This window comes from Methylophaga sp. (assembly GCF_030651745.1).
This window is the reverse complement of sequence record NZ_JAUSCC010000058.1, coordinates 1-15,808: the sequence shown is the minus strand read 5'-3', so window position 1 is coordinate 15,808 and position 15,808 is coordinate 1. Positions and strand designations below refer to the sequence as shown.

The following is a 15,808-nucleotide window of genomic DNA, read 5'->3' as shown; positions in this document are numbered from 1 at the left end:
GTTGTTGTACGGCTTGTAAAATTGGAGCGGCTAACCCTAACTCAGCGAATGAGGGTGTTGTATCGTTTTCTGGTGTGGACATTGAATAACCTGTGATGGGCAGCTTTGGAAACAAAGCTGTAAAAGTGACATTTGCGAGCGTGCAATTATACGTGCCGGCTCTATGAAAAGATAGCAAAATCATTCATTTATTTCGATGGGCATGGTGCTGTATGCACATGTGTGTGATTATCAGCTAACTTGTTTTTCAATATTGAGAAAATACCATGGATCCTTTTTCAGTTGACGCATATACACCTAAAGAAATAGCCCGGCGTATAGAAGAAATCAGTCTGAGTAAATGTACGGTGGATCCGCTTAGAGTATTTGCCCTGGCATTATTAGCCGGGGCATTTATCGCGCTGGGGGCAGCATTCTTTACGCTGGTCACCTACGACGCTGGCTTAATGCCAGCAGGATTGATGAGACTGATTGGTGGAATGGCATTTTGTCTGGGGTTGATTCTGGTGGTGGTAGCCGGGGCCGAATTATTTACCGGTAACAACTTATTGGTGATGGCCTGTATTGATGGTTTGATCAACTTCAGACAGCTGATACAAAACTGGGTAATTGTCTATCTTGGCAATTTCATTGGCGCATTGGGAATTTTGCTGTTGATGTATTTGAGTGGTTTATGGTGGCAAGGAGATGGAGCAATTGGACAGAAAGTAGTGGCTATAGCTGATAGTAAAGTGAACTTGAGCTGGATGGAGGCTTTCGTTCGAGGCGTCTTGTGCAATATTCTGGTATGTCTCGCTGTCTGGTTATGTATGGCGGGCCGCAATGTCACAGACAAGGTGCTGGCAGTAATTTTTCCTATTAGCGCATTTGTTGCGTTGGGGTTTGAGCACAGTGTTGCCAATATGTTTTTTATTCCGGCGGGTTTACTGGCACAAGCACAGACTGGAGCCACGATGGTGGTCTCTGAGCAACTGACGATCGGCGGATTTTTCTGGCATAACTTGATCCCGGTGACCTTGGGCAATATGCTGGGAGGCAGTGTTTTTGTAGGAATGTTTTACTGGTTCATCTATTTGCGTAAATAAAAAGGAAGCTCTATGACAGAACATGTTTATAAACATATTGAAATTACCGGCAGCTCGGTCGAAAGCTCTGACAAAGCCATAGAAAACGCGATTGCTAAAGCTTCTGAAACTGTGAAAAACCTGCATTGGTTTGAAGTAACGGATACCCGCGGCTATATCGAAAACGGCGGGGTCCGTTACTGGCAAGTCACTATCAAACTCGGTTTTCGTATTGAAGACTAGTATTGGTCGATCTTAAATCATCACAGTAGCTAGAGGCTATTTATTCAACTTAGTAAACTTGGCGCCTTCGAGCGTCAAGTTATACATCAGACCTTTATTGCTGAAAACAAAGCCCACAACAGGGTCATGAATATTTGTCGTATTAATATCTTCACCGACACCCCATTCAACCACGGCGACAGAACCGTCAACACCAGCTTTCCAGCCATCACTGTCACGAAATTGCTTTAATGCCTCATCGGTCATAAACACCAGGATCACGGTTTTTTGCTGAGCACCTAATTGAAAGCCAATCGAAGCACCTGCGGTGTTGTAATAATCCACTGTACTGCCACCTATGCGTAATGCGCCCTCACCGTATTCGCCACCGATGCCAAAACCAGCTTTAATAACATCCGGAAAAACCAGCACTCCTTTTGCTTTTTCAAGAAAACGCTCACCACCGGAAACTTCTGTCTGGAAGCGTTTCAGAGCTTCATCAACTTTAATATCAATTTCTGCGGCAGAAGCTGCGAACGAATGACCAGGGAGAGCCAGCAATGCCAAAGCAAAAACCATTGCTAGCAGGCCAGTTAAATTAATCGTATGTCGGTTTAACATGCTGTAAATCCTCAACTACGTTATTGGGATTTCAACATAGCACGCAAACTCATATGAGGGAAGCTGGCCAGTGCGCAGAAACCACGCACTGACCAGGATTGAAGCAATGCTCTAGTTATTAATACCCAGACTTCTCAGGTACTCATCATAAGTACCGGTAAAGTCGGTAATGCCTTCATTTTCCATATCAAATACCCGAGTCGCCAATGACGAGACAAACTCACGATCATGGGAAACGAAAATCAAGGTGCCTTCGTAGTTTTCCAATGCCAGATTAAGTGACTCAATCGACTCCATATCCATATGGTTGGTCGGTTCATCCATCACCAGAATATTGGGTTTTTGCAGGATCAATTTACCAAACAGCATGCGGCCTTTTTCACCACCGGACAGTACATTTACTTTTTTATCGATCAGGTGACCAGAAAATAGCAGCCGGCCTAATGTGCCACGAATAACCTGTTCATCATCTTCTGGGCTGCCCCACTGTGACATCCATTCAAACAAGGTCATATCGTTTTTAAACAGATGATCATGATCCTGAGCGTAATAACCGATATTGACGTTTTCAGACCATTTAACGTTGCCGGATTTGGGAGCCAGTTCACCAACCAATGTTTTCACAAAGGTAGTTTTACCAATACCGTTGGGACCGATAACAGCAATTTTTTCGCCTACTTCAGCCATAAAACTGAAATTTTCAAACAATGGTTTTTCGTTATCGTAACCTTGCGTCAGTTTGCTGACTTCCAAAGCATTACGGAACAGTTTCTTTTCCTGATTAAAACGAATAAATGGATTCACCCGGCTGGAAGGTTTAATGTCATCCAGCTGAATTTTTTCCATTTGTTTTTGACGAGAAGTCGCCTGTTTTGCCTTGGAAGCATTAGCAGAGAAGCGCGATACGAATTCCTGTAATTCTTTGATCTGGGCTTTTTTCTTGGCATTATCGGATTGCAGACGTTCGCGTGCCTGGGTAGAGGCAATCATATATTCATCATAATTACCTGGATAAATACGCAGTTCGCCATAATCCATATCGGCCATATGGGTGCAGATACGATTCAGGAAATGCCGATCATGCGAAATGATGATCATGGTGCTGCTACGTTGACTTAATACTTCTTCCAGCCAGCGAATAGTGTTGATGTCCAAATGGTTGGTCGGTTCATCAAGCAACATGATGTCGGGGTCGGCAAACAACACTTGAGCCAGCAAAATACGTAATTTCCAACCTGGAGCGATTTCACTCATCGGGCCATAATGCTGTTCAACCGGAATGCCAACACCTAACAGTAATTCTCCGGCTCTGGACTCAGCAGTATAACCATCCATTTCAGCGTATTCACCTTCCAGATCAGCGACTTTCAGGCCATCTTCTTCGCTCATTTCCGGCAGGTTATAAATCCGATCCCGCTCTTTATGTACTTCCCATAAGTCAGGTTTGCCCATAATGACCACATCAATGACGCGCTGATCTTCGTAAGCAAACTGATCCTGTTTTAATACTGCATAGGATTCATTAGGATCGTAACTGACATTACCTGAGGTAGGCTCTTGGACACCTGCCAGTATTTTCATGAAAGTCGATTTACCACAGCCATTGGCGCCAATCAGGCCGTAGCGATTGCCTCCGCCGAACTTGACTGAGACATTTTCAAACAGGGGTTTGGCCCCGAATTGCATGGTGATGTTAGCTGTGCTTAACAAAGTTAAAATCCTGTATCCAAAGGAGAAATTCAGACGTGCTGAAAAAACGCGCCATTATACATGGTCTGATGGTTTACCGATAAGGATCAGTTTTTGTTGTCTGCTGAGCTTTTTGATTGCCGCTTCTCGACGGCTGGCACTACTGCGATCAGGATGCTGTTCCTGATACACCACTTGCTGGGCCTCACTGGTGTGGAAAAAACGGGCACCACCGATATGATTCTGATGTTGTTTTAAACGACGCTCCAGGTCTGTGGTAATGCCGGTATAGAGATGGCCATTGGCGGCCTCAATGATATACAGCGTCCATTCATTCTTTGTCATGAAAGTCGAGGGCAACCGAATTAATACAGTAACGCAGACCCGTGGGGGCCGGACCATCATCAAACACATGCCCAAGATGCGCATCGCATTGCTGACAGCGAACCTCAGTGCGATCCATATTGTGGCTGTAATCCGGATGGTGGGTGACTACGCCATGCTCCAGCTGCGAGGAAAAACTCGGCCAACCGCAACCGGCATTGAATTTGTCTTCTGAAGCAAATAGTGCCTGACCACAACATATGCAGTGATAATGACCTGTTTCTTCATGATCGACGTATTCTCCAGAAAATGCAGGTTCTGTACCTGCCAGCCGGGTAATACGATATTGTTCTTCATTAAGTTGTTGACGCCACTGTGCATCCGTTTTTAAATCGGAATTCATTAGCCCATCTCAATTACAAGGTGGTGGCATTGTATAAAAAAGTGCCAGACAAATCACACTTACAGAAACATTCTTGATTAAAAACTATGAATAATCTGTTGGAGACTGGTGCGTAACGAGGCAAATTGCTTCAATAATATTTTCATGCCTTCAATATCAAATGCATCAATGCGTTCCAGTAACTGGCTGGCATATCGATCCAGGGTATCAATTTGATATTCAGTGGCCAGATTGGCAATCGCGTGAGCAAATGCTTTTATGTCGGTCATGCTATTGCTTTGGCTGGCTTTTTGCCAAATTTCATCAATATCGGTCTGAAAATGATTAAAGATCAATAAGAGTTGCGGTTTATTGAGTTGAGACCAATTATCCTGCAGAGGTGCTGAGGTTGCGATCTCAACGGTCTGATAAGCCAAAAATACACTCAAGGCATGAAATAATTCATTGCGGAGCACGGGCTTACGCAAATAGGCATCAAAATGCTGCAGCTTATCCTGTTCATAAGAATCTTTCATCACTGAGGCGGTTAAGGCGACTACTGGTAAATCAGGTTTGATCAGCTTGATTTGTTTGGCTGCCTCGTAACCGTCCATCACCGGCATACGGATATCCATTAAAACCAGATCCACCGGATTGTTTTTCACAAAATCGACAGCCAGCTGACCATTTTCTGCTTCAGTAGTTTGAATATTACTGTTGATAAAATGTTGTCGGATCAACTCCCGATTATGATTAACATCATCAACGATCAACATGTGGGCTGGTTCAAAACGGATCCGGCTGGCATCAAACGTTAACGCCTGTTGGCGAAGTTTGTCGCTGGCAATGGCAGCGATATCAATGCCGGGCAAATCAATACTGAATACCGAACCTTCTCCGCTTTGACTTTGCAGATGAATTTGCCCACCCATCATTTCAATCAAACGGCGGGTGATCGATAAGCCAAGTCCAGTGCCACCATACCTACGAACATCCTGGCCGGATTGTTGGGCAAAAATTTCGAAAATATGTTCGACTTCTGTTTCGGGAATACCGATACCGGTGTCTTCGACCAGAATATGCAAGTCAAGCTTACTCAGATGATCATCAACATTATCGGCATGTACATGAATACGTATATGGCCAGTATCGGTGAACTTTACTGCGTTGCTGATCAGATTAAACAACACTTGTCTGAGGCGTGTAGCGTCAAGTAATAAACCATGTGGTAAATGAGGATCAATCTCCAAGTGCAAAGCCAAATCCTTATTGCGGATCTGCAATACAAACATATTGGCGATTTCATCAAACAATTGATGGGGATCGGTTGCGGTTTTGTTTAACTGTAATTTACCGGCTTCAATTTTCGATAGATCAAGAATATCGTTGATAAGCAACAACAGGGTATTACCGGCACCGCGAATAGTTTTGATAAAAGCTTTGAGTCTCGGCTCAGTGATTTGCTCGTCCAGCAATTCGGTAAAACCCAGAATCGCATTCATCGGGGTACGAATTTCATGACTCATATTGGCGAGAAATTGGGATTTGGCCAGGTTCGCTGCTTCAGCGTGGGCTTTTGCTTCTTTTAAAGAATTTTCCAGAGTAATGCGTTCTTCCATATTGAGGTAAAAACCAAGAAATGCGGGTTTACCTTGATATTGAATCGATATGGTCGAAAACATTCCCTGAATGATCTGGCCATTTCTGGTTTTAATTTTGACCATTTCGCCAATGATTTCCCCTTGCTTTGTCAGCCGTTGCAGTATGCCCTGACGCTGGCCAAGATCAGCGTAAAATTCTTGAACCTTAATGGTCTGTTGTTGCTCTGGTGTAAACCCCAATTCTTCATAACAATGTTCATTGGCCAGTAAAATGCTGCCATCAATGGCTGAGGTCACCATCAGACTCATCGGCATGACATTAATCAAATGTAACAGCTGCGCTTCGCTGTCCCGAAGTTGTTGTTCGGAAATAAGGCGTTTATTGACTTCAATACTTAATCGTCTGTTCCAATAAATGCTGGCTAACAGAATAAGCAGCAAAATACCGGCAACTTGAAACAGTAAGGTGTAGTTAGTGCGATCGAAAGTGTTTATCGACATCCAGCGTTGATCGATAACTCGTTTTTCTTCGGCGGTGATCGCGGCCAGTGCTTTGTTTATGATTGACAGTAACTCTGGTTGCTCTTTGGTTATCCCCATATGTAAGGCCGACGAATATTCGCGAACAATACTGGTGTTGAGATGGGTTAAACCTATTTGACTGGCGTTGTAGGTAATGGTCGCAATAATATCAAAATACGCATCAATCTCTTCAGCCGCTAGCATCGTTAAACCCTCCCGTACGGAGGGAACGTAGATAATGTTAATTTCCGGATAGTGAGCCAATAAGATGGACTCTGCAAAGTACCCCTTAACCACGCCAACCGGTTTATTGCTGAGTTGACTCAGGTTGGTGAGATGACCGAACTTGGTAGTGGCAATGGCAAGTGGATAGTCGAGATAAGGAATAGACATATCCATAAATGTTTCACGAAAGGTATTACGTGAGAGAGCAGGTATCAAATCAACTTGCCTTAACTGGGCAGCATTGATAACTGATTGCCAGTCATTGTAAGTTTCCAGCTGGAATTGCAAACCGGTTTGCTTGCTGATTAACTTTAGATAATCAGCGCTGATACCACTGTGCTCACCATTTTTATCAATAAAATCAAACGGCGGCCAATAAGGATCAACTCCGATTTTTATCACCGGGTTGTCTTTTATCCATTGCTGTTCGTTATCGCTCAAATCCAGTCGGTTTTGTTCGACAGGTAATACTTCAAAGCCCGTATTGTCAGTGACGACGGCGTACCATTTGTCAATAATTTGCTGTTTTTCTGCAGCCGTAATTGCCGCCAGGGACTTTTCTATAATGCTATGCAATAGCGGATAACGTTTATCGATCGCGACCGAAGTATCCGTGGTCAGTCCAGGCACTTTGGCGACCACTTTCACATTGGAAAGATAGCGTTGTTTAATGACGTTGCTAGCAACCGCAATATTACCGATATAAGCGTCTGCTTTTGAAAAAGACACGGCTTCAAGCGAATCATCATTAGAATCCGTCAACAACAAATCCAGGTCGGGATAATGGATTTTCAGCCAGTTATGCAAGTAAGAATCTTCATTGACGGCCAAGGTAAGGCCTGCCAGATCTTCGATGGACTTAATATCATCGCGATGCTGCTGAACAATAATTCCCAGAGACATACTCACGTAAGGTTTGCTGAATAACAGAAACTCTTCGCGTTCTGTGTTGGCTGCCGCGCAACTCAGCCCCATTAACTCACCATTACGCATTTTTTGCATTGTGTCCGCCCAGACATCGGGTTTGACCACAATGTTTAAACCGCTTTTTTCACTGATCAGCCTTAAAACATCAGCAGCAATACCGTCATGTTCGTTATTTTCGTTGAGAAAATCATAGGGGGCCCAGCTGTAGTCCGCCCCTAACAGAACTTCCGGATTATCAGCGATCCATGCCTGTTCTTCTTCTGTAAACGTCAGCGCCGACAGTCGGCAACTGATGCAAAGCAGAACAATAAATAACAGCCAGTTAGTTTTGATCGGCAATAGCAACAAATTCATCAATATGATCCATCAATATATTCACCAAATAAGGGTCAAACTGACTACTGCTGTGTTTTTTAATGTAATCCACGGTGGCTTCCAGCGACCAGGCTTCTTTATAAACGCGTTTGTGCATAAGGGCATCGAACACATCAATCAAACCCACTATACGACCGTAGATATGAATGTCCTGGCCCTTCAAGCCTTGCGGATAACCGGTGCCATCCCATTTTTCATGGTGTTGATGTGCGATGATAGCCGCGGCCTTAGTATATTTACGCTTGGAGTTATTAAGGATTTTAAAGGCTCGGGTGGTATGGGTTTTCATAATGGCAAATTCGTCTTCTGTAAGTTTGCCGGGTTTGTGCAGAATGGAGTGGGGAATAGTAATTTTGCCAATATCATGCATCGGCGCGGCATGAAACAGAATATCGGCATCTTCATCGGTCAGACTTTCGTGATACAGAGCCAATAACCTGCAAGATTCTGCTACCCGGCGGATATGTTTGCCGGTTTCATCGGAGGTGGATTCCATTAATTCGGTTAAGACATAAATCATTTCCAGCTGATTTTGCTCCAGTTCAGTCAGTAGACGTTGCTGGTTTTGTTCGTATTTGTGCTGAAGTGAAAGATTATTTTGTTGCAGAAGTTTTTTAGCGCGGTAAAGAGTGAGATGGGTGTTGACTCTTGCGAGTAACTCTTCGGCGTGAAAGGGTTTACAAAGATAATCCACTGCGCCAGCATGAAAGCCCTGAGAAATGGAATCAACATCCACCTTGGCCGTAACAAATATAATCGGAATGTCCTGTAACCGCGGCTCTGCTTTTATCCGTCGACACACTTCATAACCGTCCATTTCTGGCATCATGATATCCAGCAGGATCAGGTCATAATCGTGAGTTCGCATCAAGGCCAGGGCTTCCTGCCCTCGGGTAGCAAAGGAGAGATTATAGGGCTCTTCTTTTAAAAAATTCATCGCCACCTGAATATTGTCAGGAACATCATCTACGATTAATACATTGGCGTTATTATCCATCGCGATTCCTTGTAAATAGATACTATTGCGACAAAAAATTTGAATAGCTGCAAATGGTATCTATGGAAAGTAACAGTAACTTAATAACTTGTCTATCGGCCTGAAACTTTGAAATATCAAATACTTTCAGCTGATACCCTTCGACTGATAACTATATATCTGAGTTGCAATGATGAGTAATAAAGTCAATATCCGTATGATGGGACTTTAACTATGGGGAAGCAATAATGGCTTTGCAAAAAGCGCCTGAATGGCAAGCGTTACTAGAGACAGAATTTGAAAAACCTTATATGCAGCAGCTGAAGGTTTTTCTGCAGCAGCAAAAAGCGCAACACAAAATAATTTATCCCCATTCAGCAGATTGGTTTCATGCACTGGAAACCACACCATTGTCACAAGTCAAAGTAGTGATTATCGGACAGGATCCATACCATCAGCCTGGACAGGCACATGGTTTGTGTTTTTCAGTGAAACCGGGCGTCGCCATTCCACCTTCATTAATGAATATTTATAAAGAGCTTAATAACGATCTGGGTATCACTCCACCCAAGCATGGCTATCTGGAGGCCTGGGCAAAACAGGGTGTTTTATTACTCAATGCCGTTTTAACGGTAGAACATGGTCAAGCCAATGCGCACCAGGGAAAGGGCTGGGAACAGTTTACTGATCGGGTGATTAGTCTGATAAATCAACAACGCGATAATGTTGTATTTATGTTGTGGGGCAGTTACGCGCAGAAAAAAGGCCTTGCTATCGATAGCAAGCGACATCTGGTATTAAAGGCACCGCATCCGTCACCATTGTCAGCGCATCGAGGTTTCCTAGGCTGCAAACATTTCAGCCAGGCCAATACTTATTTACAGCAACATGGACAAACTCCTATTGAGTGGCAATTGCCGTCATCCGTTTAATTTTTTTGCGGTCATTTCTCTAACAGTCATATTTCTTCAATACAGTCGACCAGCAGGCTTGATACAATTCGCGCCATGATAAATCTTAGCCAACTATCTTTACGCCGCGGACCACGTTTACTGTTTGAAGCTGCCAATCTGGTGATTCATCCTGGACAACGTATTGGTTTGACTGGCGCCAATGGCACGGGAAAATCCAGCTTGTTTGCGATGATCCGTAATGAAATACATGCCGATAGCGGAGATCTGACCCTGCCTGAATCATGGGTTATTGCCCATGTGGCTCAGGAAACTCCTGCAGTCGATACATCGGCGATCGACTATGTGTTGCAAGGTGATGCCGAACTAAGTCAGTTACTGACACAGTTGTTGCAGGCTGAGAAAAATGCAGATGGTCATCTGCAAACTCAGTTGCATGATCAGTTAGGGCTGATTGATGGCTATACCGCACGCAGCCGGGCGGCAAAATTACTACATGGTTTGGGTTTCACTGCTGATCAGCAGGAAAGGGCGGTCAGAACCTTTTCCGGTGGCTGGCGCATGCGACTTAATCTTGCTCAGGCATTGATGTGTCGCAGTGATTTATTGCTGCTGGATGAACCAACCAATCATCTTGATCTCGAAGCGGTTTATTGGCTGGAAGAGTGGCTACGCAGTTATGGCGGTACCTTGCTGGTGATTTCACATGATCGCGAGTTTCTGGATCGGGTGGTCACCCATATCGCCCATATTGAACAACAACGAGTCAAATTGTATACAGGTAATTATTCCGATTTTGAATTAGCGCGTGCTGAGCATTTGGCTAATCAACAAGCTGCTTATCAGAAGCAGCAATCCGAAATTGCCCATATTCGTGACTTTGTGAATCGCTTTAAAGCTAAAGCCACCAAAGCCAAACAAGCCCAAAGCCGTATTAAAGCCTTGGAGCGCATGGAAAAAATAGCTCCAGCCCATGTCGATTCACCATTTCATTTTCGTTTTTTTGAACCGCGGCGGTTAACCACACCAATTTTAGCCTTGGATAAAGCCAGTGTCGGTTATCAACAAACACCATTAATTGACAATATAAAACTCCATCTGGCACCCGGTGATCGAATCGGTTTATTAGGGCCTAACGGGGCAGGTAAATCGACATTAATCAAGCTGATTGCTGGCGAATTAGAACCTCTAAGTGGCAAACGTAGAGAAGGCAAGGATATTGTTATTGGCTATTTTGCCCAGCATCAATTAGAACAATTGCGTCCAGATGAAAGTGCGTTAAAGCATTTACAAAGACTGGATCCGCTGGCAACGGAACAGGATTGCCGTAATTTTCTCGGTGGTTTCGGGTTTAATGGAGATACCGCTCTGGAGCCAGTTGCCCCATTCTCAGGTGGCGAAAAGGCGCGTTTAGTACTGGCATTATTGGTTTATCAACGTCCAGCGTTGTTACTACTTGACGAGCCGACCAATCACCTTGATTTGGAAATGCGCCTGGCATTGACGATGGCATTGCAGGAATATGAAGGTGCCTTGGTTGTGGTATCGCATGATCGGTATTTTCTACGTAATGTCACCGATGACTTATGGCTGGTGGCAGATGGCAAAGCTGCTGAATTTGACGGTGATTTGGATGACTACCGACAACTGCGTTTAGGCCGTGACATGGCTAGCAACACCAGTGATAAAACAAGTGTTGCTAACAATACCAAAAAGCTGGATCGCCAAACTGCAGCACAGCAACGCCAGAAATTACAGCCGCTACGAAATCAGGTCAAAAAGGCAGAACAGAGCCTCGACAAACTGAATGCTGAACTGGCCAAAATCGAATTACAACTCGCCGATACAACGCTGTATGAAGCGGCTAATAAAGAAAAACTCAAAGCTCTGTTACAACAGCAAGCCGCAACCAAGGCGGCATTGGAACAGGCTGAAATGGACTGGCTTGAAGCCAGTGAAATACTCGAAAACGCAGAAACTGCAGAGGTTTAACCCGTGGCATTATTGTCTTTAAAACAGCTGTCCGTCAGTTATGGTGGACCCAATTTACTTGATAAAGTCGACTTCCAGCTCGATAAAGGCGAAAGAGTGTGTCTGGTTGGCCGTAACGGTGCCGGTAAATCTACATTAATGAAAGTCATTGCCGGCGAGATTACGCCTGACAGCGGTGAGATGGTGGGTCTACAGGAATTGAAAATAGCCCGCCTAGAGCAGGAAGTTCCTGCTGGCACTGGTGGCAGTGTATTTGATGTGGTGGCTGCAGGGCTGGGTGAAGTTGCCCCATTGCTGGTGGAATATCACCATATTGTTCAGCAATTGCAGCATGACAGCAGTGAGCAAATTCTCAACAAGCTGGAAAAAGCCCAACATAAACTCGAAGCGGTTGATGGTTGGAGTCTCGAGCAGCAAGTTGAAACGGTTATTTCGCGTTTATCGCTTGATGCAGATGTTGAGTTTGCCAGTCTTTCTGGCGGAATGAAGCGTCGTGTTTTACTGGCTCAGGCGCTGGTTCGTCAACCGGATATTTTATTGCTGGATGAACCAACCAACCATTTGGATATCAGCTCAATCACCTGGCTGGAAGGGTTTCTGAAAAGCTACGGTGGCACCTTGTTATTCATCACCCATGATCGGAGCTTTTTGCAGGCATTGGCGACTCGTATTGTGCAGTTGGATCGTGGTCAGTTGGTTAGTTTTCCCGGTGACTACCATAGCTTTTTGCAGAAACGTGAAGCCTTGCTGGCAGCTGAAGCCGAACAGAATGCCTTGTTTGATAAAAAACTGGCTCAGGAAGAGGTATGGATCCGTCAAGGCATTAAAGCGCGGCGTACCCGTAATGAAGGTCGGGTCCGAGCATTGGAAAAGCTGCGACGTGAACGCGGTCAACGTCGTGAAGTGCTAGGCAACGTGTCGATGCAGATCCAGGAAGGAGATCGCAGTGGCAAGTTGGTGGTTGAAGTTGAAAATATCAGCCAGGAATTTGATGGCAGACAGTTGTTTAAAGATTTCTCAGCTCTCATTCAACGAGGTGATCGCATCGGTATTATCGGGCCGAATGGCTGTGGCAAAAGTACTTTATTATCGATTTTATTAGGTCGGGCTGAACCTCAATCCGGTACGGTACGTTTGGGAACCAACTTGCAGGTGGCTTATTTTGATCAATTACGCAGCCAACTTGATGAAGAAGCTAGTGTTGTAGATAACGTTGGGCAGGGCAGGGACTTTGTTGAAGTTAATGGCAGCCGTAAACATATCATTGGTTACTTGCAGGATTTTCTGTTTACTCCAGAACGCGCCCGTACACCGGTAAAAGTGTTATCAGGCGGTGAGCGTAATCGCTTGTTGTTGGCCAAATTATTTACCCAACCAGCCAATTTACTGGTGCTCGATGAACCGACTAACGATCTTGATGCTGAAACGTTGGAATTGCTGGAAGACTTATTATTGGGCTTTACCGGTACCATGTTGCTGGTCAGCCATGATCGGAGCTTTCTGAATAATGTGGTGACCAGCTGCATTGTTTTTGATGAAGATCAGCAAGTGCGTGAATATGTCGGTGGCTATGACGATTGGCTGGCACAACGCCAGCAACCTGCCAAACAGGACAAACCAGCAACCAAACTGGAACCGGCTTCTACTGCAAAACCGGCTAAGAAAAAATCCACTTTAACTTATCAGCAACAGTTGGATTTGAAAGCATTACCGCTGGAAATTGAAAAACTCGAACAGCAGATCACAGCTCTGACAGAAAAAATGGCGGCGGCTGACTTTTATCAGCAGGATGCAACTAAAATTAAACAGACTCAAACACAGATGGCAGATTTGGAAAAATCGCTGGAAGCCGCTTTTGAGAAATGGGAAAAACTGGAAGCCTTGCAAAACGCTTAAGCTTGAATATTTACCGGCTTAACAAACAAAAAAGCCGCTGTCTTGATAAAACAAGACAGCGGCTTTTCCAATCAGGCTTTACTCGTCGAGTAAGGCGTCACGGTTATCTTCACGAATGCGAGGCAGGATCCACATTTCGTACATCGACACTATCCACATAAAGGCAAAAGATAACGCCATTGCACCACCACCGATGATGACAAACCAGGCAAAGTTAGGATTCAATTTAGTCAACCACCATGAACTGATATCGATCAACAGAAAGATATATGGCATGGAAATAACGGTGACTTTTAATACTTTAGGTACACCCGAAGCCAAACTGAAGATCAGCCCGACAAACATAAAGATAAAGGCAATACCGAATAGGTGGATATGCGAAACACGAGCCAGCGAGGCAATACTGGCTCCGGTATCCACTACCGCGCGGTCTTTTATCTGTTTAAAGTCAGAGTAATCGGGAACCGCACCACCGGCATCAGCGTTATGACAGATGATGCATTTAGCATCAAAGATTTGTCTGATACCGTCATTTTCATAGGCATCTTCGGTCGCGCCAGCATGAACCCAGCTAATGATTTTAGCCCGTTCATCATCTGTTGCCATCGGTTTCATCGAACCATGTAATTTATTTTCCAGTAACGAGTTGCTTCTATTGCCGTAATAACTGTAGACGATATCATCAATAGACAGACCGTACTTGCCATCAGCCAATCCGTGGGTCAGCTGGATTTGTACGATTGCCATCAGGTAACCTACAGCCACCACAACCAAATAACCGGTAAAAAGTGCTTTTAATGAGGTGCCTTGACTTGCTAGATTCAGGTTGTGATTTGTTGCCATGTTGTTCCCTTATTTTTATTGTGATTATTTTATTACATAGCGGTTTTGCTGAGTAGGCAAAAACGCTATTTACTGCCAAAAACTTGCTGCAAAATTTCTGAGGTACGTGCTGCCGGATTGTTACGGATTTTCTGTTCTTCCTGAGCCAGCATGACAAATAAGCCATCCAATGCTTGTCCCGTTACATAATCGGGTAAATCCAGATTCAGATCTTGCCCTACTACAGGTAATGAACTGACTTTATCGTCAAGTTGATTGTAATAGCGGGTCGCGCCAACTTCGTTCAATGAACTATCGATGATCGGTTCAAATAAGCCTGCGAGTTTGCCTCTGGTGCGATCTTCAAAGAAACGGGTAGCAGCATCATTCTCACCATTCAAAATAGTGCGAGCATCGTCAATGGTCATGCTTTTAATCGCATCAATCATGATCGATGTTGCTTGTGGGGCTGCTTTTTCTGCTGCGCGATTAATGCTTTGCTCAAAGTCATCGGCCATTTTATTCAGACCCATCTGACGCATAAGTCCAGCGGCCTGTTGTACGCGAGGTGGGAGTGGAATACGAATTTGCGGGTTATTCAGATATCCGCCTTCCTGACTGACGCTTTCTACCGCTTTCCTTGTACCTACTTCCAAGGCTTCTTTTAAGCCATTGGCGATCGTATCAGTGCTTAAATCGCTACCTTGTTGATTCCCTAGTATGGCGGTTCCTGACTTACTGAAGTCATTTAAGAATTGTTTCCAGTCAGCTTGTGCCGTTGTAGCCAGACAACCAAGCGACAGCGTAACTAAAACAACGCCAAATTTATCGCGATAAGACATAATGAATTCCTTCCCCATGGGCGTGGGATATTGCCTGTGCAAGTCACCCAGCGTCAAGCCAAACCTTTAAAATATTACAAGCTACAGGCAAAAAAAAACCGGCTAATTACTTAACCGGTTTTTCATGTCTGTATCGGACCTGGTTATCAGCTAGGGACAACGTTTTCCGCTTGTGGACCTTTTTGACCTTGTGTCACTTCCATCGTGACAGATTGGCCTTCTTTCAGAGTTCTGAAACCATCTGATTTAATCGCGCTGTGATGTACAAATACATCCGGACCATCGGCGCGTTCAATAAAGCCGAATCCTTTTGCGTCATTGAACCATTTCACTGTGCCTGTAACTTGCTCTGCCATATCAACCTCAATATCTTAAATCTTCTGCTAACTTAACTCCTAAGTCAGCTTACACTACCCC

15 protein-coding genes are annotated in these 15,808 nt (G+C 44.5%); 5 read left to right on the top strand and 10 right to left on the bottom strand.

What is annotated here, in order from left to right:
- Nucleotides 1–184 (bottom strand): hypothetical protein (locus Q7V21_RS07010; protein WP_304916598.1); only part of this gene is annotated, 184 nt, incomplete at its 3' end.
- Between the two features lie 82 nt (nucleotides 185–266).
- Here Q7V21_RS07010 and Q7V21_RS07005 point away from each other — a divergent pair.
- The gene (locus tag Q7V21_RS07005) at nucleotides 267–1,085 is read left to right on the top strand and encodes a formate/nitrite transporter family protein (RefSeq protein WP_304916597.1); all 819 of its coding nucleotides are present in this window, start codon (nucleotides 267–269) and stop codon (nucleotides 1,083–1,085) included.
- A gap of 12 nt (nucleotides 1,086–1,097) precedes the next feature.
- Nucleotides 1,098–1,307 carry a dodecin gene (locus Q7V21_RS07000; RefSeq protein ID WP_304916596.1) on the top strand — a complete coding sequence of 70 codons (210 nt, stop codon included), beginning with the start codon at nucleotides 1,098–1,100 and terminating at the stop codon, nucleotides 1,305–1,307.
- Nucleotides 1,308–1,343: 36 nt separating this feature from the next.
- Here Q7V21_RS07000 and Q7V21_RS06995 read toward each other — a convergent pair whose 3' ends face one another.
- The 6 genes from Q7V21_RS06995 to Q7V21_RS06970 all read right to left on the bottom strand — a co-directional run bounded on the left by Q7V21_RS06995 (nucleotide 1,344) and on the right by Q7V21_RS06970 (nucleotide 8,949).
- A complete protein-coding gene (locus Q7V21_RS06995; RefSeq protein ID WP_304916595.1) occupies nucleotides 1,344–1,907 on the bottom strand; it encodes a YSC84-related protein in 564 nt (187 codons plus the stop codon).
- A 111-nt stretch (nucleotides 1,908–2,018) separates the two neighbouring features.
- Nucleotides 2,019–3,617 carry an ABC-F family ATPase gene (locus Q7V21_RS06990; protein ID WP_304916594.1) on the bottom strand — a complete coding sequence of 533 codons (1,599 nt, stop codon included), beginning with the start codon at nucleotides 3,615–3,617 and terminating at the stop codon, nucleotides 2,019–2,021.
- Nucleotides 3,618–3,671: 54 nt separating this feature from the next.
- Complete coding sequence (locus Q7V21_RS06985; RefSeq protein WP_304916593.1) at nucleotides 3,672–3,941, bottom strand: GIY-YIG nuclease family protein; 270 nt, start codon at nucleotides 3,939–3,941, stop codon at nucleotides 3,672–3,674.
- A complete protein-coding gene (msrB, locus tag Q7V21_RS06980) occupies nucleotides 3,928–4,323 on the bottom strand; it encodes a peptide-methionine (R)-S-oxide reductase MsrB (RefSeq protein ID WP_304916592.1) in 396 nt (131 codons plus the stop codon). Before msrB ends, Q7V21_RS06985 begins: the two co-directional genes overlap by 14 nt.
- 77 nt (nucleotides 4,324–4,400) lie before the next feature.
- On the bottom strand, nucleotides 4,401–7,931 hold the full coding sequence (locus Q7V21_RS06975; protein WP_304916591.1) for a transporter substrate-binding domain-containing protein: 3,531 nt from the start codon (nucleotides 7,929–7,931) through the stop codon (nucleotides 4,401–4,403).
- Entirely contained in the window at nucleotides 7,900–8,949 is a 1,050-nt protein-coding gene (locus tag Q7V21_RS06970; protein WP_304916590.1) for a two-component system response regulator, read from the bottom strand. Before Q7V21_RS06970 ends, Q7V21_RS06975 begins: the two co-directional genes overlap by 32 nt.
- Before the next feature lie 227 nt (nucleotides 8,950–9,176).
- Here Q7V21_RS06970 and ung point away from each other — a divergent pair, with 227 nt between their 5' ends.
- From ung to Q7V21_RS06955, 3 genes are all read left to right on the top strand, one after another.
- Nucleotides 9,177–9,860, top strand: a complete 684-nt coding sequence (gene ung / locus Q7V21_RS06965) for a uracil-DNA glycosylase (protein WP_304916589.1) — start codon at nucleotides 9,177–9,179, stop codon at nucleotides 9,858–9,860.
- 75 nt (nucleotides 9,861–9,935) lie between these two features.
- Nucleotides 9,936–11,831 (top strand): ATP-binding cassette domain-containing protein, encoded by a 1,896-nt coding sequence (locus Q7V21_RS06960; RefSeq protein ID WP_304916588.1) that lies wholly within the window; start codon nucleotides 9,936–9,938, stop codon nucleotides 11,829–11,831.
- A 3-nt stretch (nucleotides 11,832–11,834) separates the two neighbouring features.
- Complete coding sequence (locus Q7V21_RS06955) at nucleotides 11,835–13,727, top strand: ATP-binding cassette domain-containing protein (protein ID WP_304916587.1); 1,893 nt, start codon at nucleotides 11,835–11,837, stop codon at nucleotides 13,725–13,727.
- A 78-nt stretch (nucleotides 13,728–13,805) separates the two neighbouring features.
- On the opposite strand, the gene Q7V21_RS06950 is transcribed toward Q7V21_RS06955, so the two are convergent.
- The 3 genes from Q7V21_RS06950 to Q7V21_RS06940 form a co-directional block, all read right to left on the bottom strand.
- The gene (locus Q7V21_RS06950; protein ID WP_304916586.1) at nucleotides 13,806–14,570 is read right to left on the bottom strand and encodes an elongation factor-1 alpha; all 765 of its coding nucleotides are present in this window, start codon (nucleotides 14,568–14,570) and stop codon (nucleotides 13,806–13,808) included.
- Between the two features lie 65 nt (nucleotides 14,571–14,635).
- Nucleotides 14,636–15,391, bottom strand: a complete 756-nt coding sequence (locus Q7V21_RS06945) for a DUF4197 domain-containing protein (RefSeq protein WP_304916585.1) — start codon at nucleotides 15,389–15,391, stop codon at nucleotides 14,636–14,638.
- Nucleotides 15,392–15,537: 146 nt separating this feature from the next.
- Entirely contained in the window at nucleotides 15,538–15,747 is a 210-nt protein-coding gene (locus tag Q7V21_RS06940) for a cold-shock protein (RefSeq protein WP_069295769.1), read from the bottom strand.
- Nucleotides 15,748–15,808: the final 61 nt, after the last annotated feature.

What these genes read in the sequence shown, in the direction of transcription:
- msrB (WP_304916592.1), bottom strand. Translation starts at nt 4,323, where the DNA reads ATGAATTCCGATTTAAAAACGGATGCACAGTGGCGTCAACAACTTAAT.
- Q7V21_RS06960 (WP_304916588.1), top strand. Translation starts at nt 9,936, where the DNA reads ATGATAAATCTTAGCCAACTATCTTTACGCCGCGGACCACGTTTACTG.
- Q7V21_RS07000 (WP_304916596.1), top strand. Translation starts at nt 1,098, where the DNA reads ATGACAGAACATGTTTATAAACATATTGAAATTACCGGCAGCTCGGTC.
- Q7V21_RS06940 (WP_069295769.1), bottom strand. Translation starts at nt 15,747, where the DNA reads ATGGCAGAGCAAGTTACAGGCACAGTGAAATGGTTCAATGACGCAAAA.
- Q7V21_RS06985 (WP_304916593.1), bottom strand. Translation starts at nt 3,941, where the DNA reads ATGACAAAGAATGAATGGACGCTGTATATCATTGAGGCCGCCAATGGC.
- ung (WP_304916589.1), top strand. Translation starts at nt 9,177, where the DNA reads ATGGCTTTGCAAAAAGCGCCTGAATGGCAAGCGTTACTAGAGACAGAA.
- Q7V21_RS06975 (WP_304916591.1), bottom strand. Translation starts at nt 7,931, where the DNA reads ATGAATTTGTTGCTATTGCCGATCAAAACTAACTGGCTGTTATTTATT.
- Q7V21_RS07005 (WP_304916597.1), top strand. Translation starts at nt 267, where the DNA reads ATGGATCCTTTTTCAGTTGACGCATATACACCTAAAGAAATAGCCCGG.
- Q7V21_RS06945 (WP_304916585.1), bottom strand. Translation starts at nt 15,391, where the DNA reads ATGTCTTATCGCGATAAATTTGGCGTTGTTTTAGTTACGCTGTCGCTT.
- Q7V21_RS06995 (WP_304916595.1), bottom strand. Translation starts at nt 1,907, where the DNA reads ATGTTAAACCGACATACGATTAATTTAACTGGCCTGCTAGCAATGGTT.
- Q7V21_RS06970 (WP_304916590.1), bottom strand. Translation starts at nt 8,949, where the DNA reads ATGGATAATAACGCCAATGTATTAATCGTAGATGATGTTCCTGACAAT.
- Q7V21_RS06950 (WP_304916586.1), bottom strand. Translation starts at nt 14,570, where the DNA reads ATGGCAACAAATCACAACCTGAATCTAGCAAGTCAAGGCACCTCATTA.